Source organism: bacterium (assembly GCA_035295165.1).
GTDB lineage: Bacteria > Sysuimicrobiota > Sysuimicrobiia > Sysuimicrobiales > Segetimicrobiaceae > JAJPIA01.
Genome location: DATGJN010000030.1, coordinates 1 through 25746 on the forward strand (window position 1 = coordinate 1; position 25746 = coordinate 25746).

Genomic DNA, 25746 nt, shown 5'->3' on the forward strand with positions numbered 1-25746 from the left:
CCGTGCAACAGGCGCGCCCAACCTACCAGCCGGCAGCGCGCCGCGTGACGCCCGTGCAGCCGTCTGTGCAACAGGCGCGCCCGATCTACCAGCCGGCAGCGCGCCCGGCGACGCCCGTGCAGCCGTCCGTGCAACAGGCGCGCCCAACCTACCAGCCGGCAGCGCGCCGCGTGACGCCCGTGCCGCCGTCTGTGCAACAGGCGCGCCCGATCTATCAGCCGGCAGCGCGCCGCGTGGCGCCCGTGCAGCCGTCCGTGCAGCGGCAACCTAACATCCCGAGTGGATCTCATGGTAACGGCCGCGCAGCCGGGAACTCCACTCAGCAATGTGGAGGCCAGGGGCAGAATCAGTCCTGCAATGGGCCTCACGGCCGAGGGTAGAACGCGCGTTTAGATTGACCGCGGAGGGTCCGGCAGCAATCTGGTCCGTACCGGACTGTGCGGTGGCCGGGCCCTCCGCCGTGTGAGCTTTGAGTACGTCCATGTCTGGGCGTCCGTCTTGAGTTTCGTACGCGCCGATCTGCAGGTGGGCCTCGACGCAAATCATCTGGTCCTAGTAGTGTACTGACTCACCCTTGGCCGGCTTGCGCCCCATTTTGGCGTCTTCGTGGAGGAGCGAGACCTCGACGATTGGGGACCATGCTGCGTTCATAAACACCCTTGCCGACGACGGTTTCGTCGTGCTCGGTGGTTCACTCGGTGACGTCGACCCGGTAGAAGTCAACCGACTCAACATCGCCGCGCAGAGAGTCATCGCTGCCAAGCATGAGCGCGAACGTCGCGTTGGTCCTCCCGTCGGCAGGGACGTAGACTCGGGTGTCGCGTGGCCGTGGCCGCGAGGGACGATGCGAATCCGCGCTCCCCATGGCCGCCATGCCCCGGAAGGGTCGGCCGCTGAGGGCGTCGGTCGAGCGATACCCCGGCGCCGACGATGAGAGTCGCGACCAGCCTCGATGAATCGCGGCGGTTGCTATCGCTTTGGATTCCAGAGGAATGTCTTGCGGCAGCGCGGCACCTAGCGGCTCATGCGCGGCAACCCGGATGGCCTACTGCCGTACCAGCTTTGTACGAAGCGGCGTAGTTGAAACCTGGCCGAACCCGACGTCGGGGCACCCGGTATCCCGCCCCTCCTGGGACGGGACACCGGGCGTGGCCCGTGCGTGGCTGAGGTCGCCTATCGTAGCGACACGCTTTCCAAGTATTCGCTGCCGTTCGGCTCGCCGACGAGGCCGTCGACCCGTTTCTGCAGAAGGAGGGGAACGCGCGAGTGCGCGATCGGCACGTCGCGGTAGTCGTTCAGAATCTGCGTCTCGGCCTGCTCGTAGAGTTGCGCCCGCCCTGCCTGGCTCGAAACGACCTTGGCCTTGTCGATCTCATCAAACACGGCCGGGTTGTTGTAGGACAGATACGCGTTGGTCGGAACATACTTGGGGAAGAAGAACCCCAGCCAGTCGTCGGGATCGCCGTCGTCACCGCTCCAGCCGATCATGAACGCCTGGAACTTGTTCGTGCTGCGGTCCTTGATATAGCTTGCCCAGTCCTCGGTCATGAGGTGGGCTCGGATGCCGACCCGACCGAGGTCGCTTGCGATCGCCGTCCCGATGTCCTTGCCATTCGGGAAGTACGCCCGTGACACCGGGATATACCAGAACTCGAACGAGAACCCGTTTGGGTAGCCTGCTTCCGCGAGGAGTTGCTTGGCCATGGCAGGGTCGTACGGGTACCCGGACGTGGTGACGCGCCCCCACATCCCGGGCGGCATGTGCTGCGTGGCGACGATCCCGAACCCGCCGTAGAGGCCGTCGACGATCGCCTTCCGGTTGATCGCCACCGCGACCGCCTGGCGGAGCCGCTTGTCCTTCCACAGCGGGTCGTTCATGTTAAAACGCACCCAGCCCGCGTTGAACGGCGGCCGGTAGATCACGGCTAGGTTGTGGTCCGCCATCGCGATCTTCACATCATCGGGATTGGGCAGCTCCATGGCGTTGATCTCGCCGGCCTTCAGCGCGAGGAACCGCGCGGCGTTGTCCTTGATCACGCGCATCACCAGGCGCTGCATCTTGGGCAGGCCCTTGCGGAAATACGCGGGGTTGGCGTCCATCGTCATGTGATCGTCGTGCACCCATTCCACGAACTTATAGGCGCCGGTGCCGACCGGGTGCTGCTGGCCGATCCCCTCCGTGCCGTACTGCTTGAGCGCGGTCGGGCTCGTGAAATCGAATGCAGGAACGGACAGATTGTAGACCAGCGGGGCGTTCGGCTTCTTCAGGACCCACGCGAGCGTGTATTGGTCGACGACTCGGGCCTCCTTAAACGAATCGGCCATAAAGTCGTTCCAGTACTCATAGTCTCCAGCCTTGACGGCGTGAAGAGGATTCTTGGGGTCCGCCCACCGATCGATGTTGAACTTGGCCGCCGCCGCGTCGAACGGCGTGCCGTCCTGGAACACGACTCCGTGCCTGAGCTTGAAGGTCCAGGTTAGGCCATCCGGCGACACCGACCAGCTCGTGGCCAAATCCGGCTCGATGTCGGTCGAGCCCGGCTTCATTCGGACCAGCATGTTGAACATCTGCACGGTGTCCAGGTACGTCTCGCCGTTGCTGCTGATCGGGTTATCGAGCGTTTCCGCTTCCCCCGACTTCCCGTAGATGAACGTCGTCGGTGCCGCTGCCCAGCTGGTGACCGAGCTAGGCACCACGACCAGTCCGGCGACCAGGACGGCCACGGTGACCACGAGAGTCACGCTACCGCCCGCACGCGCTACTTTGGACATCCACGCACCCCCTCCGCGTCTCCGGTTCGGAGAACCTAACAACTGAGGATTTCCGTTTCTTGCCAGTACTCCTGCCGCTTCGAGGGACCGCGACGATTGAATCCCGCCGCCACCAGCCCCGGTGGTTCCCTGGGGCTCCTCCCAACGGAGGGCCCTCGCCCGGGCTTGCGCGGCATCCCCACGACAGATCACTCGGCGGGAATAGCGCCCGCGAGGATTTCCGGAGTGCCCCGAGCGGGGGCCGCCTTCTCCCTTAGAGACCACCGCGGGGGGGACGAAACTCGCTCCTGCTGAGGACGCCGCGCCTCTGGGGTGAACGGGAACGCGCTCCGGATTGGCCGTGGTGCAAGAGAACATCGCCCGCGACCGGGGCGCACTCTCCCGCCGGGACATCTGTGTAGCCTCTCGCCTGTTCGCCCTATCCGAACGCGTCTCAGCTGATCCTTTCGGACGACCGGCGGGTCAAAAGGATCTCCATGCACTCCTCCACGTCGATCCCGGTCCGACGCGTGCGCAACTCGGGAATATTCGGAGCACACGCCTCAGCCGGGGGATCACTGATGGCGACCTACCGCTGCTCCAAGTGTGGGCACGAGGCCGAAGTGGCTCCAAAGTGGGGTACTGAGATTGTGTCCGTGCACTGCTGTCGGCATACGACGCAGGTCCGCGGCCAAACCGATCCTATCCGCATGGAGCTCGTGCCCGCTCTGGTACCCGCTCGGGCTCCTGAGCTCGTGCCGGTCGCGTAACCGGTCGTCATGCCGGACTCCTTCGGCGATCCGCTTCGTCGTCGCCTGGCGGTGGTGGCGGCCTCGACCTCCCTGGCTGCGCTCACGCGCGTACTGCCGGTGTGTCTAAGGGCGGCTCGGGCCGCCGCCCTGGCGGGGTGGGACGTATGGACCCACCCCGCTCCCGGGCTGGACGAGCTCGTCGCCGCAGAAGCCTTGGCGCAGGGTGGCACGATCACCGTGGCGCTCCCCGAGGACCTTCCGCCGTCGCATTGGGTACGGCTCCTGCGTGTCATTTACGGCCGTTCCATTCGGCTCATCTCCTGCGCTGAGCAGATGGAGCTCGCCTGGGACCGGATGGCGCGGGTTCACTACCGTGGTGTCCTGCCCGCGCCACTTCCCCTGCTCGCCGTTCCCCACGCGATCGTCGAGGGTGCGACCCTCGCCATGCTCATGCCTCCACCCTCTACACCTGACCCCGTGATCGAGCACGCCGCGTGGCTGTGCCGGTTATTGAACGTCCCAGCGTTCGATGTCACGACGGTTACTGGGATCGTCGCGCTGCACGAGGCGCTCCCCAAGGAGGAATGATCGTCATCGGGATTCCCGTGCTCCGCTCCATGCTCGTCCCGAACACGTCGCCCTGTCGCAGAAGGATTACCTTCTCGTTGTCCGGCGTTCTTCAATCGTTTGACCGACTCTCGGCCGCGTCTCGCCGTACCGTCGAACGAGGCGATCGCTGGGCTTGGCGTCGCGCGCGCCCCGCACGGCAGGACTCGTTGGAGGTCGCCGAACAGGTGTCGCTGGGCTCGGCCTCACCTCGGTGCCCGCCGGTCCGATCGCCGTCCCCGTCGTGGGACGCATACCGATGCGCCTCGCCACGGTGCTCGAACTCTTCATGCTCGTCGTGCTGATCAGCAGCGCTCATGGTGCCGATCGATTCACGCGGCCGTGACCATCGCCCTCGACCGGCACGACCACAAGCCTTCTGGCTGCTCGCCGGCACCTTTTTCTGGGGCGCCATCATCGCCACCGGATTTTGCCCTCGTCGGCAACGATCTCAACGCGACGATCTTCGGCGACGCCCGCCCCGCGCCCTCAGAACCCGAAGGGGAGCGCGAACGTGGGGGCCGCCGCATGCCGGTCCCGGCGCTCCAGGTCCGGCCGCAGGCGGAACCATCGTACGAGTTCGATCAGCTCCCCGATGACGTGCTCGAAGAGCAGGCGGCCCTTCTCGGGGGTCGCGTGCTGCGGCAGGCCGTTCGAGCCGGTCTCCGAGAACGACGATGTCCAGTCCATGAGGCCGGCCGGGCCGGATCCGAGCGTGATGTCCCGGTAGTGCCACCGATCGGCACCGGGCAGCGACATGTAACTCGGGATGTCGCCGCGAATTCGGTCGGTGCGCACGCCGTCCGGGTCGATGTGCCAGTACAGCGACGTCTCCATCTCGCACGCGTGCGCGGACCCACCGAGCCCGGACGTACGGATCGAATTCCAGTACTTGCCCGCAAGCTGCCACCACCCCAGCGACATGCACGAGGCATCCGTCTGCAACGTCACCTGGCGTGCGGCCGTCTCCACGAGCGGCTGGTTGGAGCCGTGGCCGTTCAGGATGACGATCCGCTTGAACCCGTGGTAGGCGGCCGAGCGGCCGATGTCCACCAACAGGCACACGAAAGTGGCCGGCTCGACGTTGATGGTGCCCGGGAAGTCCATCACGTGGTGCGTGTAGCCGTACGCCACCGCCGGCAGCACGAGGATCTCGGCGGGGGAGCGGCGACCGGCCTCGAGGCTGATCGACGCCGCTTCCCTGGTGTCCGTGTCGAGCGGAAGGTGGTGGCCGTGCTGCTCCGTGGCGCCGACGGGTAGGATCACTACCTTCTTGAGCGCGACCGCCTCGTTGATCTCCTGCCACGTGAGTGCTTCGTAACGATATTCCCGAACCGCGCGATCGCGCACCGACTCTGCCACCGATCTCTCCTCCCCTCCCGCGTCTCGGAACCGCGGGTGTTATCCGGCCACGTCCCGCCAGCGGCCTCCTCGAGGCCGAACCACGTAGGGTTCGAGCGCCTCGGCGTTCACGCGAACACCGATCCCCGGGCCCTCGGGAACGATGAACTGTCCCCCGTCCGTAACAAATGGCTCCTCGAGGAGACCTGACGCGAGCGCGACCATCTGCGGCTGATACTCTACCGTATGGAGCCCGGGCGCCCACGCGGCCACCTGCAGCGACGAGGCGATGTAGCCGAACAGACCCACGCCGAGGTGAAGGGCGAGGGGTCGTCCGCGCTCGTCTATGAGCCGCGCGATGTTGCGAGATTCGGTCGTGCCGCACCGGCCTACGTCCACCTGGACGATGTCCAAGGCACGGGCGTCGAGCCAGGGGGTGAACTGGTAGCGCGTCCGCTCGCACTCGCCGCCGGCGACCGGCACGGTGAGCGCCTCGGCGACCGCGGCCGTGCCGGCTAGGTCTTCTGGCGCCACCGGTGTTTCGAAAAACGCTACGCCCAGCCGCTCGAGCTCGCGTCCGAGCCGAATCGCAGTGGGCGGGTCGTACATCCACTGCGCATCCACGCACAGGGCCACATCGGGCCCCAGCGCCTCTCGCAGCGCGGTCGCCTCGGTCACGTCCTCATCGACGCCGTGGCCCCCGAAGATCTTCATCGCCCGAAACCCCTGGCGGCGGAAATCCAGCGCCTCGCGCACCCGGTCCTCTCGCGAGGCTCCGGCGAGCCCCGACACGTAGACCGGAATGCGGCCTCGCTTGCGGCCGCCGAGCAGACGCCAGACGGGTTCCCCGAGCACCTTGCCGGTGAGATCCCAGAGCGCGTTGTCGGCCGCCGCGACCGCGTCGAGGTACATGCCGGTGAAGTGGCCGCGGCAGCGCATCGCGCCGTAGAGCATGGCGTAGAGGCGCTCCCGATCCGTGGGGTCGGTCCCGAGGAGCAACGGCCGAATCAGACACTCCGCCAGCACCGCGCCGGCCTCCGGGGCGACGGGAAACTGCCCTTCCCCGACGCCGGTCACGCCCGCGTCGGTTTCGATCTCCACGAGCAGCGCCTCCACCGCGGTGGAGTACACGGTCGGGTACGGCTCGACGATCTGGTACGATGAGTCGGCCGCGCGCCGCGCCTGTCCCCGCAACCCGGCCGTGCCGGAGAAGAGCGATTCGGGGCGGGGAATCCTGACGACCGTGGCTCTCAGATCGATGATCTGCATGACGCCGTCCTGCTCATCACGGTGCCCGCCTGCCGCGCGCGGGCGAACCGCGGACCAAAGCACCCTCCGCTCACAGGAGCTCTCGCGGGATCCGGTGGGTCCATGACCGGCACAAGATCCACTCTCCCCCCGTTCAAAAACGTCGAGAGCGATCCGGAGTTGAAACGCGTCGTCCGTTGCGCTGAGCAGAATCCGGCCGTCGATCTCGGGCGCCCACTCGCCGCGAGAGAACTTGATCGTGTTGCCGCCAAGCTCCTCCGCCCTCGATGAAGAGCGGAAGGCCTGAGTTTGCGTCACAGACCTCCAACGCGCGATGCGGCGCCGCAGGCATCCATGCCTCCTACCGAGGTGGTGTACACGTGCACGCCTGCACCTTTCCGACGACGTTCCCAGGCGAGCAGGATTGAACGTGATCAAATGCTTCGGAGGTGCACGGGTGGATCCTTCGTGGTTCGGCACTGGAGCCCGTCGTGTTCGCCGACTGATTCTTGACTGGCCTCGGGAGCATCCGCTCTCTCAGTGAACTACCATCAGACCGATAGCGAGACGCACGTCCTTGCCACCGTTCTCGGACTGCAGGGCGAGATGACGCGGTTCGTCGAAAGAGTCGAGGCGCGCGAGGCGTGTGTCACGGCGCCACGCCGAGCCCTCGATGCCACGCGGCGAACCTACGGGATTCGATCGTGACCGACGCCATCACGGGCCGGTTTCACGTCTGAGAATGCAGTTCTCGCACCGGATCGGCGAGGGGAAACAGTGGGGGTCACGGCCGCCTACGGCCCGGACATTCGCCGGCCGACAGCGATGAGCGCCTCAAGGAGCGAGATGGGTGGGATCTTGCCGATCGGGTGCGGTCGGCATGAGAATCCTCGAGTGACGGCGGCCGGCATGTCGATTTCACGGGTCCTCGTTCGACCAGACATGGAGGCATGTAGACAAGGGAAAAGGAGGAGCGTTCATGTCTACCGTCAGGCTTCACCGCGTGCTCCGTGCGACGCCCGATAAGATCTATCGGGCGTTCCTCGACGCAGAAGCAATGGCCAAGTGGCTTCCACCGAACGGCTTCACGGGCAAGGTTCACCATCTGGATGCAAGAGTCGGTGGTACATACAAGATGTCCTTCACGCACTTTGCTACGGGTCGCAGTCATGCCTTCGGGGGAAGGTACCTCGAACTGGTACCGCATGAACGAATTCGCCATACTGACACATTCGATGACCCGAACCTCCCCGGAGAAATGCAGACGACAGTCTCGTTGAAAAAGGTGTCGTGCGGTACCGAGGTGGACATAGTACAAGAAGGGATACCTGAGACGATTCCGGCAGAGGTTTGCTATCTGGGCTGGCAAGAATCGCTCGCCCTTCTTGCGCAGCTCGTCGAAGCCGAGATCCCCGGCTAACGAGGAGCCGGGCTCCTGCTTCGAGGACAAGACGATTTTGGTCTAAGCCTCAGGAGCGCCCCGCGGTGCAGGAAGACCTCTTGCATTCCTGGAACCCGCCCGCCAGATCCAAACGTGAATGCGGGTGGCACCGGCCTGACGCGCCTGATGGTCCCGGGCCATCGCAGGACACCTCGCCTGGGCCACGCGAGGTTTCGGTCGGCGGCCCGCCTGCTTTGGACCAGGGAGGTTTCGGCGGGGGCGATAGCGAGGACGGTGGTGATGGCACCTTCTCCGCTTAGACACCGGGGTCGGGGCATGAACCCCCGGCCCCGATTCTCGCGCTGTCCCGGCGGTACAGCGCGGACTGCTTGAACACGTCGATCCGATAGACCGTACCGTTCCATACGTTCGTCGTGGCACGCGAGACGAGCAGCAAAATCCCGCACGCACCCGGACCGATGCTCGAACTCGGGACGATCGTGTGCGCCGGGTCCAAGCTCGGCACCGTCTGTGCCAGCGCCACGCCGGCGTTGAGTAATGTGAGTGTAATCACACCCGCGAATGCGCGTACCATGGTGTCCGCCTCCGTGCTGTCTACTCGCTACGACCGCTGACACCAGCACAGCCACCCGGCACCCACAGCGATCAGCACAATCGCCTGAACGGCGGTGATCCCCGCCAGGAGTCTCCGACCCCGTAAACTTCCACAGCACTAGCATGGACGTGTCGTGGTAGCTGGTCCCGCTCTGTCGCGCCTAGGCGACGATATTCAGCACACGGCCAGGCACATACACGGTGCGCTTCGGAGCCTCCGGTACGTGCCGCCGGACCGCAGACCGCGCGAGGGCGAAGGCGACAACCTCCCCTTCGGTTGCCCCGACGGGGACCTCCAACTGATCCCGTACCTTGCCGTGTCCATTTTGAGGCACCGGCCGCTGGGAGACTAGCCGGAGAGATGCGCGCCTTCCTGGACTGGTTCAACCGAAACAACGAGACCGATTGGGTAGTGAAAGCTGGGATCGCCCATCTCTGGTTTGTCACAATTCATCCGTTCGACGACGGCAATGGTCGCATCGCTCGGGCTATCAGCGATATGGCGCTTGCGCGTTCGGAACGAACTTCACAACGCTGCTACAGTATGTCGGCACAGATTCGCCATGAACGGTCATCTTACTATGACATCCTCGGGCGGACGCAAAAAGGGACCATGGATATCACTCCGTGGATGGGTTGGTTCTTGGGTTGCCTAGGTCGCGCCATAGATGGGGCGCAAGCGGCGCTCAAAGCGGTGTTGGTCAAAGCCCGTTTTGGGGATGCCATTGGAGATTTCTCAATCAACAGCCGCCAGCGACTTGTGCTCAACCGTCTGCTGGATGGCTTCGAAGGCACGCTCACCACGTCGAAGTGGGCCAAGCTGACGAAATCTTCACCCGACACTGCGTTGCGCGACATCGCCACCCTCGTCGAACGTGGTATTCTAGTTCGAAATCCCGGAGGTGGCCGAAGCACAAGCTATAACCTCGCCAAGGTCCCGCGGGACTCAAAGGATGACAACGCGGACGGGGATACAACGCGCGAGGCTAGGGCCGAGAAGGGTACCGAGAGCAACAATCGGGAGCAATGATTTCTTCATCGCGGGGAATTACGCCGCGGCCCCGGTCGCGTTCCCCACTTCTCGGCTTCCAGCCTTCAAGGCGCGCCCGATAAAGGACTAGGATCCCATTGCGGAACGCAACTTCAGTAAGGCCAGTCTCTATGGGGGTAATCGTGGTGCCGGGAGCCCGTTGTGGGCACCATCGCCCCCTGCACACCTAGTACGCGTGGGACCTGGTAGAACTGAACGTCTCCTAACGCCGCGGGGCCGAGCAGGATTTCACGTCCGCCCGCGCGTCGGGCGACACAGATGGAGGGATCGGGACCTCACGGCCCCGCATTACCGTGGCCACTGCGAGTCCGCACGCAATGTCTACGGTGTCGCCGCCGCCAGCTGCTCGGCGGTCATGAGATACACCCGGTGTTCTTGACCGTTCGGGTCGACCCGGAACACCCTAAAGGGGCCGGAACACCTTGTGGAACTTATTGTAATCCAGGTAGCCACTGGCTGCCACGAGGTTGATCTTTGTGCCAGCCTTGACAAGGGCCAGACAACTCGCGTACGAGAAACACGCCGTCCCTGATGCTGACCATTGCGTTAACGACCCCGATTGTCCTTGGGCTGTACCCCACGCCCGTGTCGCAGCTGGTCGCCGCCGTCCTCATCGGCGCTGCTCGATTCACTTGACGACGGTAGTTTCCTCAGCGCCTTTCGGAATCAACTCGGCAGCCGAGATGCGGGCGGAGGTTGTGCTCCGGTTGACGAGGGCGTGCACATCCCCCGGCATCTCGAGGAAACTCTCGCCGGTCTTGATGACGCGCTCGCTCCCCGCGCGTTGCAGCACGAGCTGACCGGCGACGACCGTCACGACCACCGGGCCGCCGTGCACGTGACGCGGGGTCGCGCTGCCGGGTGGAAAATCCACCACGAAGTCGTAAAGATCGTAGTCACCGGCCGTCGCGGAGATCGGAAACGCGGCCACGGTGACCGTGGCCGGCGAACGCGGTCCTTGGGCGACCGGGGCCGCGCCGATCGCCGGAGCCGCGACAAGAACGGCCACAGCGCAAAGCGTGACGTGCCAGCGACCGACGCGCATGACCGATCCCCCCTCCGGGTCTTTCCCGCGGCGGCACTTGCCCGCGGCATCACCGCACTCGTGTGCCCGCTAGACCGCACGCTCCCGGGCGACGACGACGGTCGTGCAGGAACTACTGAGTTTCGGGAGATCGCGGGCCTCCGCAGTCCGCGCCGCCAGCTCGACGCGTTCCCCCCGAACGATCGGACAGTACATATCCGGCTCGAGTAAGGCGCCCTGCAGCCGCCTTCGCCCGGCGCATCCCCCATGGCAGGCCTCGCGAAATTCGCAGGATTCACACGCCTTGGGCAACGCGCGCGCCTGTTCGAACGGGCGCGTGTGCACAATCCCAACGCCGACGGGTAGCAAATCGGCCAATGGCTCGCCGGGGCCCGGCCAATACACGCACGGCTGGGTGGTACCGCGCGGCGTGACGCGCACGGTGGCCACCCCGCATCCGCCGGCGAGCGGCGGCAGGCCGGCCATGGCCCGCACCAGCGGCTCGCCGATCGCAATAACATCCGTCTGGGCGAAGAGGGCGCGAAACCCGTCCCAGTACTCTTGATACGTGAGCGCATAGACGTCGGACCGCACGGCCTGGTACACGTTCACCCGGAGGGGGGCATCGAACTTCTTGGCCACGCGCGCAACGTCCGCGAGGCGCAGGGAGTTCGATTTCATCATGACCGCCACGATCGTGACCGGCACGCCCAATCCGGCGCAGCGCGCCGCTTGCTGGTGGATCAACGACCAGTTGCCGGGCCCCCGCTGAGCGTCCTGCTCTGCTTCGGTCGGGTAATCGAGCGAGAATTCGACGTCGTGGAAGGCCCGCAGTTCGTCGTCCGAGAGCACCGCCGCGCTGTACCCGTTCGATGTGATCGTAAGCTTGACCGGCTGAGCCCGCAAATAGGCAAGGATGGCGTGGAAGTCCGGATGCAGACCGTTCTCGCCCGTGCCCAGGTTCACCGACCGCACCGGCAGGCACTCCATCACCTCTTTGACCTGCTCCGCCGTGAGCCTGTCGACCCGCGCGGGGTCCCGATAGCAGAACGCGCACGCAAGGTCGCACTCGTTCGTCAGCCCGAGCCCCAGCGCCACCCCATCGGTCGGCGTCGCCTGACGCCCGAACGATGGTGAGACCGAAGCGCGCACGTGAGTCATCACTGGCCTCCTTCTGGGAGCGCGCGCGGGGTGGGACGGCGCCGTGCCAGCACCTGCGTGTACCGAGCAAGCGCCGAAAACTCGGCGCGCGCACCCAAAGCGCGTTCCAGAGCGACGATCCGGCCCTCCCCCGCCTCGCACACGATCGGCGGGGCGAGATAGTCGAACAGAACGCGTATCCCGCGCTCGGCAACGGGCTCGAACGACGCCTCCCTCAGCATCGTGCGCAACTCCGCGGGCGTGAACAGTCGGACCCGACCGCCGAAGAGCGCCTCGTCGCCGGTCGCGTCCGCGAGGAGGCGCTCTACCGTCGCAAGATCACCTGATTGTATCGCCGCCTTCACGACCGCGCCGGCCTGGTTGCGCGCTACCACGGAGAGTGTCGCCGTGGCATTCCGGCGCATCACGTGCGCGGCCGCACTCAGCACCTCGGCCGGATGCGGTGTGTATTCGAGCACATGATGACACACGATGATGTCGAACGAACCCTCGGGGAAGAGTGATGACGATGCAGCCACGTCCCCCAGCGTCATCACGATGTCGTCGGATACTCCCGCCTGACGGGCCGCGCGATCCGCGATCTCGAGCATCTTGGGTGAACGATCCAACAGGGTGACGTGAACGCCGCGGCGGGCCAGCCGCACCGCAATCTCCCCGGTGCCGCCGCCCAGGTCGAGCGCTCGCAGCTGAACCGCGGCCGCCCGCGGGAGAAAGTCCAGCAGGTTCGCAAACGCCAGTTCTAAGCGAAGCCGCCCCGCGGATGTCGCGAGATAAGCGGCATAGCGATCGGCACCGCGGTCAAAACGCGCGTCGGCGGCGACATAGATGCCGCTCCCTGCGTCACATCCGGTATTCATGACAGCAACCGGACCAGATAGCCCCATCCGGCGGCCGGTCCCTTACCCAGGCGCCGCAACAACATTGCGTCGACCCCGAGGCTGCGCCCGGGACGGTACAGGAAGAACAGGAGTTGGATCACGATCAGAAACACATAGGTCCACAGCCACTCGGAGGGATCGCGATACAGTCCCAACCAGAGGTTGATCGCCATCAACAATCCGAGGAACGCGCCAAGCCGGCTGAACACCCCGAGAATCAGCGTGATGCCGATCAGCACTTCGGACAGATACACCTGCGGAGCGAAGAAGTAGAAATGCGGTTGGACGACGTCCCTTACAAAGTCGCGGTGGCCGGTAAATGCAGCGTACTTCGCCATCTCTCCGACCCAAAAGCGGAGCCCGCCGGAGCCGTCCGGGCGGTCGGTGTACGTCGGGGGGAGCTTCCACAGCGATTGCACCCACCACATTGTACCGACGGAAAAGCGCGCGACCCAGACCCAGAAACGCTCGGCCGAGCGCTGGCTCGGGTCGCACCGCCAATTGGCCCACGCCGCGAGCACGCTCATAACAAGAAGAATCCAGAAGACCCCGGTGGTCCAGCGGGCCTGGGTCAGGAATCCGATGGCGTCGAGGAACGGGTTTGTGCGCATCAACGCAACTCCTAGAAACCGAGAAGTTGGGCGGCTCCCCCCGCGAGGAGACCTATACATGCCACGGCGGCCGCCGCAAGCACCAAGACGCGCCCGGGCACGACCTTGCCCATCATGAGGAGCGAGGGGAAGCTCAGGGACGGCAGCGTCGTCAACAGGACCGCGGCGCCGCCGGCTCCGAGCCCGAATGCCATCAACGTCTGGACGATCGGGATTTCTCCCGCCGTCGGAACCACGAAGAGGGTTCCCACGACCGCGAGGAGGAGCATCAAGGGGAGACTGTGGCCGATCACGGGGTTCAAGGCCGGGAATATCCACGCGCGTATTGCCCCCAGCCCCAGGACGATGATGATGTACTCAGGAATGAGCCCGACGGACAGCTGCCAGAGCGCTTGCGCCCACCGGACGATCAGCGATCCGCCACCATCGACGTCGCCGATCGCGCGGCCCACCGGGGGGTTGGCGGCAACCCTCCGAGTTACCGACGTCCGTTCCGCCAGGTACGCCACGCCGAGGACGAGCGTCATCCCGGCAACGATGCGAAGGGCGACCCAGTGCCACCCCAGGACAAAGCCCGTGAACACCATAGTCGCGGGATTCAGGATTGGGTTCCCGAGCCAGTACGCGACGGTCGCGCCCGTCGATGCGCGACTCTTCCCGAGTCCGACGGCCACCGGGGCGGCACAGCAGGTACACATCATGGAAGGCACGGAGGCCCCGCCGGCGATGACCGTGCTGAGGAACCCCTTCTGACCTAAGACCCGCGCCAGCCAGGCGCGCGGTAACAACACCTGTACACCAGACCCGATCAGCAGTCCGACGATCAGCGCCTGCCAAACCGCATTGAAATAGGCGACCGCGAACGACCACGCGGCCTGCCAGCCTGCCCCCGGGGGCGCCGCAGATTTCCCTGTGATGATCGACGCCCCAATGGTGTGTTGGGCTGCCGCGGCCAAAGCCTTGTGGAAGTAGGGACTCCACTTGACGTAGTAGAGCCCCGCGATGCTGATCGTCAGAAAGACCGCGATAGCCCAGGGCATGGCCCGCGCGGCCGCCGAAGAGACTCCCTCATCTTGTTCAACGATGACCAATTCGTCCACTAAGCGCGATCCCTCCGCCGTGTTCCGCGTGTGCGAGCCGCCTCGTGTTCATTGGGCGGACAGAGCGACGTCGCCACCGGATGCATCTGGACGATACACCCGCGGCCCGTTGACTTCGGGCCGTCCCAAGCCGCAGTCTACACAGCACCTGTAAAGAATCGTTAAAGAGAGGAATTCCGATCCGGAACCGCAGGTGCCACCCGGGTGTTCGCTCTTCCTGAGACCCCTACCTCCCAGCTGCGGTCGGGATCCGCGCCTTCATCGCCGGCGGCTGTGCGCCGGGCAGGAGGCGGGAGTAGCCCCGAGACGCCGGCCCGCCGCGGCGTATCGAATGTTGAGCAACATCAAGTGAGCGCGCGGGCGTTCCGGGGACCGCCGGGAGGCGCCGTTGGGAAAGCTCGATTGGAGTTCAGCGAGAGGGACTGGCTCGGGCTGCGTCGGATCCTGGACGAGGGGCTGAGTCCGGCCGAGCGCCAGACGGGTCCGTGTTACCGCGAGCGCCTGCCATCTCCGGATCTCGAACAACTTGATGACCGGTTTCGCAGGGCCGTTGTCGTATTCTTACATGCTCGGGATGCACTGTGGTCACACGCGACGGAGGGCGCGACCCGTTCCCAACGGCCGCCGGTCGGGGATTGGCCGACGTCCAAACCGGGGAGGATAGGCTAAGATGTTTCGATCGAATCCACGACGCCTTGGGGTGGCATGCGATTGCCGCACGCGCGACCGGCGACACAGTCTGTCGTCGATGATCGCATCGTCGTTCGCAATGACGCAGGGCGTGGGCCGGTGACGCTACCACGCGTCACCCAGATGCAGGTGGCGACCCGGCCCAGCGCGGACGCGTATCTCACCGCCCCCCGCGCGCGGCCGGTCGCCGCGATACGACGTGCCTATCCCTGGACGATCCGCCAGTCGTTTGTCGCCCTCGCCCTCATCCTCGGGCTGATCGACACCGTTGCATCCCGCAACACCATGAACCCGGACGGCATTTCGTACTTGGACATGGGGGATGCGTTCTGGCGCGGCGACTGGCACGCGGCGGTCAACGGATTGTGGAGTCCGCTCTACGGCACGCTGATTGGCGCCGCACTGCGCGTGACGGGATCGGGACCGCGCTCGGAGTTTCCGACAGTTCATGCCGTGAACTTCCTCATCTATACGGGTGCGTTGCTGTGCTTCGATTTCCTTGTGCGAATGCTGATCGTGCGTCGCGACGATGAGGCGCGGTGGGAAGCGGACCGTAGTCCAGAGCCGTTGCCCGCGTGGGCCTTGTGTGCCGTTGCCTACCCGCTCTTCACGTGGGCGACGTTGTCCGGCACCGGCCTCGCGGTGGTTGCCCCGGACGTGCTGGGCGCGGCCTTCATGTATCTTGCGGCCGGACTGCTCGTGCGCCGCCGCCGCTCGGACGCCGGCACCCGCCGCCTGCCGGCGCTCGGGATCGTGCTGGCGATTGGGTACCTGGCCCGGGGGCTGCTCTTTCCTCTCGCGGTAGCGCTTCTTGGTGCAGCCTGGGCGGTGTCGGGCGCTCACGGCGCCCGGCGATCGGCGTCGTTGGGCATCGTGCTGTTCGTCGCGATCAGCGCACCGCTGGTTGTGGCGCTCTCGGCGCAGGAGGGCCATGTTACGGTCGGGGACAGCGCGGTGCTCAACTACGCCTTCCATGTCAACGGCGTTCCGTACGTGCATTGGCGGGGTGGCCCCCCCGGTTGCGGCACCCCGACGCATCCAGTTCGGGAACCCGTGCAGGACCCTGTGGTTTACGAGTTCAGCACTCCCGTTCGCGCGACGTACCCGCTATGGTATGCGCCCGCGTATTGGTACGACGGAATTGTGCCGTGTATCGCCCCGCGCCAGCTGGTGGCGAATGTCACGACCAATCTCAAACAGTTGTCCCAGTTCATCCTCGTGAACAACAGCGCGACGACGCTCTTGATTCTGAGTCTGTGGGGGTGGGCGATCGCATCGCGTTCGGGCGCCGCCTCAGTCCGTGGACTCATCGGCGCCTGGGGCGCGTTGCTCCTGGCCGGCCTGGGGCTCGCCGGCCTCACCGCAGTGTACGTCGAACCACGCTTCATCGCCGCGTTCGGCGTGTTGCTTTGGACCGGGCTCCTCTCTGCCGTCCGGCTCCCGACGACCGAGCAGACCCGCCGCGGCGTGCGCGCCACCGTCGCGGCGTTCGTGACAGTCATGCTCATCATGTTCGGCGGGCTTCTCCTCGATGGTGTCAAGAGCGTCGCAGACGACCCGGCGACCGAGGTATCGTGGCGGGTGGCCGTCGGGCTGCAGGCGATGGGGGTTCGCGCGGGCGATCGGGTGGCGGTGATCGGTACGGCATTTCCGGAATATTGGGCGCGCCTGGCGCGCGTCATGATAGTGGCCGAGGTGCCTGACGAGTCGGTGGAGGCGTTTTGGGCCGCGCCGGTGGGCGGCCGGGAACGGGCGTTGAACGCACTGACGTCGACGGGAGCCCGGGCCATCGTTACCGAGGACGTGCCTCCCGGGCGCGTGCCCGCCGGTTGGCGGCGAGTCGGCGGCACTCCATATTACGTGCGCTTCACGGGGCGGTAGGTCCCGGAAGAACCATGAGTGTAGACCCCCCCGCAGGGAGGACGCCGCGCGTGCACCAGCACGTTCGCGAGACCCTGCTCGCGGGCAGGTCCGCTTTCAAGTGGAGGGAACGCTATTCCATCGTTATCGAATCATCACAATGCTCAGTTACACTTCAGGACTGGACGTGCAGAGTGAGAGAACGGATGTTCCCGGGAGGACGCACTCGGATAGTTCGGAGCCAGAACACCCGGGGGTCGCGTGATGCGTGAACTGAATGCCGCACTGGGCGGCCTCCTGTTCACCGCGCTGCTCATGACGGTCGCGACGCTCGGTACGCGCATTCTCTGGGGTGTTGCGACACTGCCCGAGTTGATCGATGGGGGATCACGGCTCGCCTGGGTGATGTGGGTGTTGACCTGGACTCTGCGCCAGGCGGGCGAGTATCGACCGGCCGGGCGCGCGGTCGACGGGACCTGTGCCGTGCAGGCTCGTCGGGTGCGGCGCTCGGCGCCGGAAGGCGCGACCGGCCATCACCGCGTGGTGGCGCGCGTCCAATGAACCGCGCGGCAGAGCGGTACGGCCCGGTGGATGAGCCTGGAGCCCGTGCGGCGCGCACGTGCGCCCTCGCCGTGTTCGCGAAGGCGCCGAGTCCACGCGGGGTCAAGACGCGGCTCGTACCACCGCTCACGTTCGATGAAGCGGCCGCGCTCCACGCCTGCTTTCTCAAGGATACCGCCGAGAGCATCATGGCGGTGAGCGACACGGCACCGTGCGCGGGCGTTGCGGTCTACACGCCGGAGCGTGCGAAACCGCTGTTCGGTGAGCTGTTCCCGCCCGATTTCACGCTCGTCCTCCAGCGGGGCGACGGCTTTGGAGAGCGTCTTTCCAGCGCCGTCGCCGACGTGCTCGCGGCGGGGTACGCGTCCGTGTGCCTGATCGGTTCCGACAGCCCCACGCTGCCACCCGCGGTCCTGGCGGACGCGGCGGCGGCACTTGCGCGACCGGGCGAGCGCGTAGTGCTTGGACCGGCCGACGACGGCGGATACTACCTGATCGGCCTCACGGCGCTCCACGCTCGGTTGTTCCAGGGCATTGCGTGGAGCACGGACCGCGTGCTTGCGGAAACGATCGAACGGGCGCGGGAAGTAGAACTGGACGTCGAGCTCTTGCCTCGCTGGTACGATGTGGACGACGGCGCGAGTCTGTGCCGCCTGTGCGAGGAACTCTTTGGCGACGGCCAGTCGATCGCCGCGCCATCTGCGTATCGCGCCGCGCACAGTCGGCGATATCTCGCGCAACTGATGCGGCTCGGACCAGAGCGTATCTGGCCGCAGCGCGCAACCGGCGGTCAGCGGTCTTCGTGACGGCGGAGGCGGCGCCGCGCCCGCACAACACGCGTGGGCCAACCGCCGCGGCCGCGCTGCCAGCGCTCGGCGTGCTGACGGCGGCTTCCTATTTCTACCCCGTGTGGGCGCCGATTCGGGACATCTTCGCGCTCCGGGATCTGGCGCTCGTGCAGACCGTGCTCTTCGTGTGTGCGGCCTGGGTCGTGCTGCGCGGATGGGGCAGCCGCAAGACCCTCGGACTGATCGTGCTTGTCGGGATACTGTGCCGGCTGCCGCTCATGCTGCTCCCGCCTCAGTTCTCGGACGACGTGTACCGCTACATCTGGGACGGCCGCGTGCAGGCCGCTGGCGTCAACCCCTACCGGTACATCCCCGCCGACCCGGCATTGGCGGGCCTTCGCGACGCCGCGATCTATCCGCACATCAACCGCCGAAATTACGCGCCCACCATCTACCCGCCGGTCGCGGAGATGATCTTTCTCACCGTGACCCGCGTGAGCGAAACCGTGACGGCGATGAAAGCCGGCGTGGTGGCGTTTGAAGGCATCGCCGTGTGGATGCTCGCGCTCACGCTCGGCCGCCTCGGCCTGCCCCGTGACCGCGTGCTACTGTACGCGTGGAACCCGCTCGTGATCTGGCAGTACGCTGGTGGGGGGCATGTCGACGCGGCCGCGATCGCGTTTGTCGCCGTGGCGCTGCTGGCCCACGTCCGCCGTTGGGACGTCCTCACGGGGGTCGCGCTGGGGTGCGCAATCCTCGTGAAGTGGTATCCGGCGTTCCTGTTCCCGGCGCTGTACCGCCGCGGGAATTGGAGGATGCCTGCCGCCGCAGCGGCGACGATGATCGCGGGCTACGTGCCGTACCTCGGCGCGGGTGGCGGGCTCGTGGGCTTCGTGCCCGGCTATGCGCGCGAGGAAGGGCTGCTCAGCGGCGACCGGTTCTTCCTACTCCATGTCGTGCGGCTCGCCGGCGCCAACGTGCCCACCCTGGTCTACGTCGCCGTCGCGCTTGCGGTGCTTCTCCTCATCGCGTTTCGGGCGCTGGGCGAGCCGGACCGCACCCCCGCCGGCGACATCCGGTACGCCGCGATGCTGGCCACGGCGTTCATGGTGCTCATCTCAACGCACTATCTCTGGTATTTCGGGTGGCTCGCGCTGTTCGTGGTCCTCGCGCCCACGCTCCCGCTATTGTATCTGACCGGCGCGGCGACGTTTCTGTTCTCCGCCCTGTGGTATCGACCGTTCCTTGGCATCGACGACGAGATGCTGGCGTTCAATATCGCGCTGTACGTCCCGTTTGCCCTCCTCGCGCTGGCGCCGTACCTCTGGCCGGCGGTCCGGCGCGTCCGGCATCGCGGGGCACGCGCTGACGGGCGGGGCACGGCCCAAGGGGGGATGTGAATGAACGGCCCGCGGCACGATCGGCGAGCGCTCGTGACGGGGGGTGCGGGGCTCATCGGATCGCACATCGCGGACCGTCTGCTGCGCGACGGGTGGGCTGTTCGCATCCTTGACAACCTGGAACCGCAGACGCACCCGAACGGGAAACCCGCGTGGGTGGCGGCCGCCGCGGAGTTCGTCCACGCGGATGTGCGAGACCGCGCCGCGATCACCGCGGCGCTTCAGGACGTTGATGTCGTGTTCCATGAGGCCGCCTATGGGGGATTCATGCCGGAGATGGCCAAGTACATCGACGTCAACGCCTCCGGCACGGCCCAGTTATTGGAACTGGTCCGCGACCTGTCGCTCCCGGTGAAGAAGGTGATCGTCGCGTCCTCGCAGGTCGTGTACGCCGAAGGCGCCGCGATCTGCCCGCAGCACGGCATGGTCTTCCCATCGGTGAGACCCCTTGCACAGCTCCGTCGCGGCGATTTCGAGGTGCACTGCCCGCGCTGCGACGGGCCGACGGTGTCCGTACCGACGCCGGAGGACGCTCCGCTGAGCGGGGAGACCGCGTACGCGATCAGCAAAGTCGCGCAGGAACGGTTGGTCCTGACCTGGGCACAACAGACGGGCATCCCCGCGGTGGCCCTGCGATACTCGTGCACCTACGGCCCTCGCCAATCGATCTTCAACCCGTACACGGGGGTCATCGCCATCTTCTGCACGCGCTTGCTGACGCGCCAACCGCCGGTGCTGTACGAGGACGGGGCGCAGACCCGGGACTTCTGCTTCGTCGAGGACATCGCCGAGGCGAACCTGCTCGCGGCCACGTCCAGTGCGTGGGATGGCCTGCCGGTGAACGTGGGGAGCGGCGCGGCGATTCGCATCGGCGATCTGTGCCGCGCGATCTCAGACGCGCTGGGGATCCGGCTGGATCCGGTCCTGCGGGGTGAGTTTCGTCCGGGGGAGATCCGTCATCTCATCTCCGATATCTCCAGGGCGCGCGCGGCAGGATACGCGCCAACGACGGATCTGGCCTCAGGCCTCGGTCGCTACCTCGACTGGATTCGGGCGCGTTCGGACGTGCGCGACTACTTTGCCACCGCCGAGTCCGTCTTGCGCGCGCGAGGGATCGTGCAGCGTGTGGCGCCGTAGCCCCAGGGCGCGTCGCGGACGGGGTAGCCCGCCATGACGTCCTGCGGTGCCTCCCGGAGCCGGGATGCCTGGGTGTCGGTGATCATCCCGGCGTTGAACGAAGAAGCCGCGATCGCGACGGTCGTCGCCGCAATCCCGCGGGAGCTCGCGGGCGAAGTAATCGTGGTCGACAACGGCAGCGAGGACGCCACAGCAGACCAGGCGTACCGCGCCGGCGCGCGCGTTGTGCGGGAGCCCCGTCAAGGGTACGGGCGGGCGTGTCGGGCCGGCGTGCGCGCCGTCGACCCGGCGTGCGAGATCATCGTGTTCCTGGACGGGGACGGAAGCGACCGCCCCGAGATGATGGACCGGTTGATCCGGCCGATCGCCGCGGGCGGATACGATTTCGTCGTTGGTTCGCGCATCCGCGGCCCGCGCGAGCGCGGCAGCATGAGCCTGTCGCAGGTGCTCGCCGGTCGCACCACCGGCTGGCTCCTGCGGCGGCTGTACGGGGTGGCATACACAGACATGTGCCCGTTTCGTGCCATCCGTCGAGAGGCCCTCGACCGGCTCGCCATGCGCGAGGAGACCTACGGGTGGAACCTCGAAATGCAAATGCGGGCGGCCGGCGCCGGCCTCAGGATTCTCGAAGTGCCGGTCGCGCATCGCCGACGCGTCGGCGGAACCTCGAAGGTGTCGGGGACGGTCCGCGGGACGGTGTTGGCAGCCACGCGAATCCTGGTGACGTTCATCCGTGTCGCCTTTGGCCGACGCGTTCGGGCCTGACCGCGGCGCCGCGGGCAGAGACGGCGGAGCGTCTGCGCCTACGCGAGTCCAGGAACACGCTCAGTGATTCAACAAGTTGACGCGGAGCTCGCACGGGCGCAGGTCGAGTTTGAGAACATCCGCGTCGCCATCCGGCGTGGGCTAGCAACGAATGTCAACCGCGAGATGCTCGAGGAGACGGAACGACGGGTCGCCGCGCTCGAGTGCGCCACACTCGTGACCCCGTCCAACATCACCGCGCTACCAGCCGTCGTGGACCGCTACCTGCGCGAGCTGCGGCAGACGATGGACACAGATGTTGTTAGGGCGCGCGGCCTGCTAGCCGCCTTAGTCGGAGAGATCCCGCCAGTTCCTGACCTGTCTTCCCGCCGTGAGCGCCAAGCTGTGGGACGGGGGCGCGTTCCGGCCGGCGTGCGTGGGGGAGCAGCTGGCCTTTCACGCGCTGCTCGACTTCGCCCAGGCAACCGTCGAGGACCGCGGACGCGAGGCCGACTTCGGGCCGCTGTGGGACCTCGCGTATGACGACCTCGGGGTCAAGACGCTGTTCGCGCTTTCGGGCGTGGTCGACCCACGACTCGAGTTCGGTGAGTGGTTCCGGCCGTTCACGGACGAAGACGTGGTACACCCGTCGATTCGATTCCGGGACCGCGTGTTGGCTCGTATCTCGTAGCGTCCACGATTGACAAGGCGCAGGGCGATAAGCGCGCCGGAGAAAACACTCTCCTCATGTGCGGCCGCCTCGGTTTCAGTCGGTAGAGACGGCGCTGTGCGTCCACCGTAGATTCTACGAAGCCGGCCTCTCGCAGCACTCGCACGTGTTTTGACACGGTCGGCTGCGGCATATGAAGTTGACGCTCGATCTCTCCAACCGACCGTTGTGACGAGACCAGGAGGCTCAATATCGCGCGGCGGTTCGGCTCCGCAATGATTTCGAATACGTATACTCCACAGAGCATATGCGTGTCAAGGTATATAAAGGCAAGAATCCAGGCAATGGTTTCTGGCGGCGTGCGGGGATGTTTCGCGAGTTTCACAGTATCGAGAAGGCCGTGGAAGAAACCCGCTAGGTGCTGGCACTCGCTATGGATATGATCGTGCTTCTTCGCGAGGCTCCACACGTGCTGGCTGAGGTCAAGAGCAACGCCCTTCGAGGAGGTCACGTGGTGGCCTTGCTCGTACTCCGCGCTGGATGCAACCTCTGGGCGGCCACAGGCCGTGACCGGATCGAGCAGACGCCGGGACACCATAGGAAGGGGCGCTCGCCCGTAGAAATTCAGTCGGTGGGCGTCGACAGCCTCATCGATCGTCGATCTGACGCGAATTTCGGGTCGTCGTCTGGGTTCGGAGGACGGCGAGGCCACAGTCGTGTGACTCCAATCAAGGAGAATACGGGATGGCTCCGGCTGGCGGCGCGATTGCGTTCCTGCTCAGTGGGCTTTGCCTCGGCGTGTTCGCGTCGTACACCGCGTCGAAGACGCGCATCCGATGGAGACGGGTAGCGGCGTTTACCGCTTTGATTGTAGCGGCGGGGCTCATCGTGCGCGGACTCGTTATCGTGCAAGTCCTGACGCCGCTGCGGAGGCCGGACAACCCACCGATCGCGTTTCACATCACCGGAACGCACCGCGTCGGGAACTTCCTCGTCACCGTCGTGACGCCGAGCACACGCAAGTCCTTCCTGCGCATCACGCACGCGGCTGAGCCGAGCCGTGCCCTGTGGGAGAGCGTTCCCGGGGTCGCGTTCCTCGCCGCGGCCCAGGCGCAGGTCGACGTACGGGAGTTCGGGGCGCCCGAAGGGTCCTTCAGCATTCACGATCGGATCCTCGCGGACTGCGCGCAGCAATCCGTCGACGCGCTCACCGAGGGAAACGGCACGCTCGTGGTGTACGGCACCCTCGCCGGGCCGGGGTGCCACACAACGTACCAGATGAGCTTCGCACCGGCAACGCCGAATGGGCTGCGATTTCACGTGCAGATCGGGGCGGCGTCGTCAACGCCGCTCAATCGCCTGAGATTGCGCTATGCGTCGCCGTCGCATGAGCATGTGTTTGGACTCGGGGAGCAGCTCACGTACTTCGACCAGAAAGGCCATGAAGTGCCCATCCTGGTGCAGGAACACGGCGTCGGGCGCGGGCTCCCGGTCTTCACGCAGTTAGTGAATCTCACGCAGCACGGCGGAGGCGGCACGCCGTATGCCACCGAGGCCCCCGCGCCGCACTACATCAGCAGCCAGCTCCGTTCGTTGTTTCTGGAGAACAAGGAGTACAGTGTCTTCGACCTGCGGGTGCCCGACCGGATTGTCATCACCCTCTATGCCGATGCGATGACCGGCCGCGTGTTGTACGGTCGGACGCCGCTCGATCTGATCAAGGAGTACACGGCGTATGCCGGTCGGATGCGTCCGCTGCCCGACTGGGTGTACGATGGAGCAATCATCTCCGTGCAGGGCGGCACCGACCGCGCCTTGACATTGTTGCGAGAGCTCACACGCGCCGACGTCCCGGTTGCGGCGTTCTGGATCCAGGACTGGCCGGGCCGGAACGTCACTCCCGTCGGCAGCCAACTCTGGTGGAATTGGAAGCTCGACACCACCTTGTATCCGCGGTGGAACACCTTGGTTGACGCGCTGCGCGCCCAGCACGCCAGGATGCTGCTGTACATCAACCCGTTCCTGTCGAACACTCCCGGCCACGACGAGCTGTTCAAGGAGGCGGCAGCGTCCGGCTACCTCGTCAAGCGACGCGACGGCACACCCTATTTGATCAAGAACACGACCTTCTACGCAGGTTTGCTCGACCTCAGCAATCCGGCGGCCCGGGCATGGATCGAGGGGGTCATTACGCGCGAGATGATCGGTCGTGACCACGCGTCCGGGTGGATGGCGGACTTCGGCGAAGCCCTCCCGTTCGATGCCGTGCTGCATGGCGGCGCTGACCCCGTTGTGTGGCACAATCACTTCCCTGAGGTCTGGTCGCAGGTCAACCGGGAGGCGATCGACGGGACCGGCCACGAGAGCAATTTCGTCTTCTTCAATCGTTCCGGCTTCACGCAGAGCCCCGGATACGCGACTCTCTTCTGGTTGGGCGACCAGCTCCAGACGTGGGATGCATACGATGGCATCAAGTCCGCGGTGGTGGGTATGCTGTCGGGCGGGGTCTCCGGCTTCAGCCTCCTGCACGGCGATACCGGCGGTTTCAACGCATTCGCCATCAAACTGGCTGGGCGCACCATCCCGGTAATAGCGCGCTCAGATGAGCTGCTGATGCGGTGGGTGGAGCTCAGCGCATTCACAAGCGTCCTGCGCACCCACGAGGGCCTCAACCCGTCGATCAGCGCTCAGGTGGATTCGAACCAAACGGTACTGCGGCACTTCGCACGTGCCACCAAGATCTATCGCGCGCTCGCCTTTTATCGCAAGGCGGTGATCGATGAGGCCGCGCGAACCGGTCATCCAGTGGTCCGCGCGCTCTTCCTCGAGTATCCCGACGACCCGGTGACGTATGCGTTGTCACAGGAGTTCATGTTCGGGTCGGAGTTCATCGTAGCTCCTGTGCTGAATCCGGGCCAGACCCGCGTTCGCGTCTATCTGCCCGCCGGGCGATGGGTCAACATCTGGACCGACGCTGTGCTTGGAGGCCCGCACGGCAGTTGGGTGGAAACTGCGGCTCCTTTGGGCAGCCCTGCCGTCTTCTATCGTCAAGGATCGCAGGTCGGCGTGCAGTTTGTGAGAAACCTGACAGCCGAGGGCCTGCGCTAACGCACGACCTCACCTACTCAAGGTCACGAACGCCGACCACGGACGGTTCCAGCGTCCGACTGACATGATCAGAGGTTGGCGCGGGGATGTACCATACCACCCAGCTCTGCCTAAGAATCATCAGACGACTAGCGTGTCCAGTGTGGACGAGGTGTTGACACTTTTGCGCTCCAAGCGAGCCCCGCAGCATAGGTTAGCCAGCCTTTCTGCCGGCGAAGAGCGTGGCCGGCGTTCGGCCTAGCAGGCGATATCCTTGATGCGGACGCTCC

Annotated in this window: 21 protein-coding genes and 2 pseudogenes; 12 read left to right on the plus strand and 11 right to left on the minus strand. The window is 65.8% G+C overall.

Features of this window, described 5'->3' with window-relative positions:
* Both VKZ50_04330 and VKZ50_04335 read right to left on the minus strand, forming a co-directional pair.
* Positions 1–266, minus strand: a 266-nt coding sequence (locus VKZ50_04330; GenBank protein ID HLJ58941.1) for a hypothetical protein, incomplete at its 3' end; no start/stop codon positions are given.
* Positions 267–1173: 907 nt separating this feature from the next.
* Complete coding sequence (locus tag VKZ50_04335; protein ID HLJ58942.1) at positions 1174–2772, minus strand: ABC transporter substrate-binding protein; 1599 nt, start codon at positions 2770–2772, stop codon at positions 1174–1176.
* Between the two features lie 758 nt (positions 2773–3530).
* On the opposite strand from VKZ50_04335, the gene VKZ50_04340 reads away from it, so the two are divergent.
* Complete coding sequence (locus tag VKZ50_04340; GenBank protein ID HLJ58943.1) at positions 3531–4091, plus strand: hypothetical protein; 561 nt, start codon at positions 3531–3533, stop codon at positions 4089–4091.
* A gap of 232 nt (positions 4092–4323) precedes the next feature.
* Positions 4324–4455, plus strand: a complete 132-nt coding sequence (locus VKZ50_04345) for a hypothetical protein (GenBank protein ID HLJ58944.1) — start codon at positions 4324–4326, stop codon at positions 4453–4455.
* A gap of 143 nt (positions 4456–4598) precedes the next feature.
* Here the strand turns inward: VKZ50_04345 and VKZ50_04350 are convergent, their stop codons facing one another.
* Both VKZ50_04350 and VKZ50_04355 read right to left on the minus strand, forming a co-directional pair.
* Entirely contained in the window at positions 4599–5471 is an 873-nt protein-coding gene (locus VKZ50_04350; GenBank protein HLJ58945.1) for a creatininase family protein, read from the minus strand.
* A gap of 39 nt (positions 5472–5510) precedes the next feature.
* Entirely contained in the window at positions 5511–6719 is a 1209-nt protein-coding gene (locus VKZ50_04355) for a mandelate racemase/muconate lactonizing enzyme family protein (protein HLJ58946.1), read from the minus strand.
* A gap of 958 nt (positions 6720–7677) precedes the next feature.
* On the opposite strand from VKZ50_04355, the gene VKZ50_04360 reads away from it, so the two are divergent.
* Complete coding sequence (locus VKZ50_04360; protein HLJ58947.1) at positions 7678–8118, plus strand: SRPBCC family protein; 441 nt, start codon at positions 7678–7680, stop codon at positions 8116–8118.
* 277 nt (positions 8119–8395) lie between these two features.
* Here the strand turns inward: VKZ50_04360 and VKZ50_04365 are convergent, their stop codons facing one another.
* Positions 8396–8674, minus strand: a complete 279-nt coding sequence (locus tag VKZ50_04365) for a hypothetical protein (GenBank protein ID HLJ58948.1) — start codon at positions 8672–8674, stop codon at positions 8396–8398.
* 336 nt (positions 8675–9010) lie between these two features.
* Between VKZ50_04365 and VKZ50_04370 the strand changes: the two are divergent.
* Positions 9011–9622 (plus strand): annotated as a pseudogene (locus VKZ50_04370) (Fic family protein).
* A 751-nt stretch (positions 9623–10373) separates the two neighbouring features.
* Here the strand turns inward: VKZ50_04370 and VKZ50_04375 are convergent.
* The 5 genes from VKZ50_04375 to VKZ50_04395 all read right to left on the minus strand — a co-directional run bounded on the left by VKZ50_04375 (position 10374) and on the right by VKZ50_04395 (position 14459).
* Positions 10374–10790 (minus strand): cupin domain-containing protein, encoded by a 417-nt coding sequence (locus tag VKZ50_04375; GenBank protein HLJ58949.1) that lies wholly within the window; start codon positions 10788–10790, stop codon positions 10374–10376.
* Between the two features lie 69 nt (positions 10791–10859).
* The gene (locus tag VKZ50_04380) at positions 10860–11930 is read right to left on the minus strand and encodes a radical SAM protein (GenBank protein ID HLJ58950.1); all 1071 of its coding nucleotides are present in this window, start codon (positions 11928–11930) and stop codon (positions 10860–10862) included.
* Positions 11930–12787 carry a methyltransferase domain-containing protein gene (locus VKZ50_04385; protein ID HLJ58951.1) on the minus strand — a complete coding sequence of 286 codons (858 nt, stop codon included), beginning with the start codon at positions 12785–12787 and terminating at the stop codon, positions 11930–11932. The genes VKZ50_04380 and VKZ50_04385 overlap by 1 nt, the downstream gene beginning before the upstream one ends.
* Positions 12784–13419, minus strand: a complete 636-nt coding sequence (locus VKZ50_04390; GenBank protein ID HLJ58952.1) for a TQO small subunit DoxD — start codon at positions 13417–13419, stop codon at positions 12784–12786. Before VKZ50_04390 ends, VKZ50_04385 begins: the two co-directional genes overlap by 4 nt.
* Positions 13420–13430: 11 nt before the next feature.
* Positions 13431–14459 carry a permease gene (locus VKZ50_04395; protein ID HLJ58953.1) on the minus strand — a complete coding sequence of 343 codons (1029 nt, stop codon included), beginning with the start codon at positions 14457–14459 and terminating at the stop codon, positions 13431–13433.
* A gap of 849 nt (positions 14460–15308) precedes the next feature.
* Between VKZ50_04395 and VKZ50_04400 the strand changes: the two genes are divergently transcribed.
* The 7 genes from VKZ50_04400 to VKZ50_04430 all read left to right on the plus strand — a co-directional run bounded on the left by VKZ50_04400 (position 15309) and on the right by VKZ50_04430 (position 22390).
* Positions 15309–17090, plus strand: a complete 1782-nt coding sequence (locus VKZ50_04400; protein ID HLJ58954.1) for a hypothetical protein — start codon at positions 15309–15311, stop codon at positions 17088–17090.
* A gap of 243 nt (positions 17091–17333) precedes the next feature.
* On the plus strand, positions 17334–17630 hold the full coding sequence (locus tag VKZ50_04405) for a hypothetical protein (GenBank protein HLJ58955.1): 297 nt from the start codon (positions 17334–17336) through the stop codon (positions 17628–17630).
* Entirely contained in the window at positions 17627–18436 is an 810-nt protein-coding gene (locus tag VKZ50_04410; GenBank protein ID HLJ58956.1) for a TIGR04282 family arsenosugar biosynthesis glycosyltransferase, read from the plus strand. The genes VKZ50_04405 and VKZ50_04410 overlap by 4 nt, the downstream gene beginning before the upstream one ends.
* Positions 18433–19818, plus strand: a complete 1386-nt coding sequence (locus tag VKZ50_04415) for a glycosyltransferase 87 family protein (protein HLJ58957.1) — start codon at positions 18433–18435, stop codon at positions 19816–19818. The genes VKZ50_04410 and VKZ50_04415 overlap by 4 nt, the downstream gene beginning before the upstream one ends.
* Complete coding sequence (locus VKZ50_04420) at positions 19819–20955, plus strand: SDR family NAD(P)-dependent oxidoreductase (protein HLJ58958.1); 1137 nt, start codon at positions 19819–19821, stop codon at positions 20953–20955.
* 72 nt (positions 20956–21027) lie between these two features.
* On the plus strand, positions 21028–21720 hold the full coding sequence (locus VKZ50_04425) for a glycosyltransferase family 2 protein (protein HLJ58959.1): 693 nt from the start codon (positions 21028–21030) through the stop codon (positions 21718–21720).
* 370 nt (positions 21721–22090) lie between these two features.
* A complete protein-coding gene (locus tag VKZ50_04430; GenBank protein ID HLJ58960.1) occupies positions 22091–22390 on the plus strand; it encodes a hypothetical protein in 300 nt (99 codons plus the stop codon).
* Positions 22391–22460: 70 nt separating this feature from the next.
* On the opposite strand, the pseudogene VKZ50_04435 reads toward VKZ50_04430, so the two are convergent.
* Positions 22461–22676 (minus strand): annotated as a pseudogene (locus VKZ50_04435) (metalloregulator ArsR/SmtB family transcription factor).
* A gap of 437 nt (positions 22677–23113) precedes the next feature.
* On the opposite strand from VKZ50_04435, the gene VKZ50_04440 reads away from it, so the two are divergent.
* The gene (locus tag VKZ50_04440) at positions 23114–25477 is read left to right on the plus strand and encodes an alpha-glucosidase (GenBank protein ID HLJ58961.1); all 2364 of its coding nucleotides are present in this window, start codon (positions 23114–23116) and stop codon (positions 25475–25477) included.
* Positions 25478–25746 lie beyond the last annotated feature (269 nt).

Bases quoted from the DNA above. Each gene is read 5' to 3' on its own strand.
- VKZ50_04355 (HLJ58946.1), bottom strand. From the start codon at position 6,719: ATGCAGATCATCGATCTGAGAGCCACGGTCGTCAGGATTCCCCGCCCC.
- VKZ50_04365 (HLJ58948.1), bottom strand. From the start codon at position 8,674: ATGGTACGCGCATTCGCGGGTGTGATTACACTCACATTACTCAACGCC.
- VKZ50_04385 (HLJ58951.1), bottom strand. From the start codon at position 12,787: ATGAATACCGGATGTGACGCAGGGAGCGGCATCTATGTCGCCGCCGAC.
- VKZ50_04335 (HLJ58942.1), bottom strand. From the start codon at position 2,772: ATGTCCAAAGTAGCGCGTGCGGGCGGTAGCGTGACTCTCGTGGTCACC.
- VKZ50_04390 (HLJ58952.1), bottom strand. From the start codon at position 13,419: ATGCGCACAAACCCGTTCCTCGACGCCATCGGATTCCTGACCCAGGCC.
- VKZ50_04375 (HLJ58949.1), bottom strand. From the start codon at position 10,790: ATGCGCGTCGGTCGCTGGCACGTCACGCTTTGCGCTGTGGCCGTTCTT.
- VKZ50_04405 (HLJ58955.1), top strand. From the start codon at position 17,334: ATGCGTGAACTGAATGCCGCACTGGGCGGCCTCCTGTTCACCGCGCTG.
- VKZ50_04395 (HLJ58953.1), bottom strand. From the start codon at position 14,459: ATGCCCTGGGCTATCGCGGTCTTTCTGACGATCAGCATCGCGGGGCTC.
- VKZ50_04380 (HLJ58950.1), bottom strand. From the start codon at position 11,930: ATGACTCACGTGCGCGCTTCGGTCTCACCATCGTTCGGGCGTCAGGCG.
- VKZ50_04440 (HLJ58961.1), top strand. From the start codon at position 23,114: ATGGCTCCGGCTGGCGGCGCGATTGCGTTCCTGCTCAGTGGGCTTTGC.
- VKZ50_04360 (HLJ58947.1), top strand. From the start codon at position 7,678: ATGTCTACCGTCAGGCTTCACCGCGTGCTCCGTGCGACGCCCGATAAG.
- VKZ50_04340 (HLJ58943.1), top strand. From the start codon at position 3,531: ATGCCGGACTCCTTCGGCGATCCGCTTCGTCGTCGCCTGGCGGTGGTG.
- VKZ50_04410 (HLJ58956.1), top strand. From the start codon at position 17,627: ATGAACCGCGCGGCAGAGCGGTACGGCCCGGTGGATGAGCCTGGAGCC.
- VKZ50_04420 (HLJ58958.1), top strand. From the start codon at position 19,819: ATGAACGGCCCGCGGCACGATCGGCGAGCGCTCGTGACGGGGGGTGCG.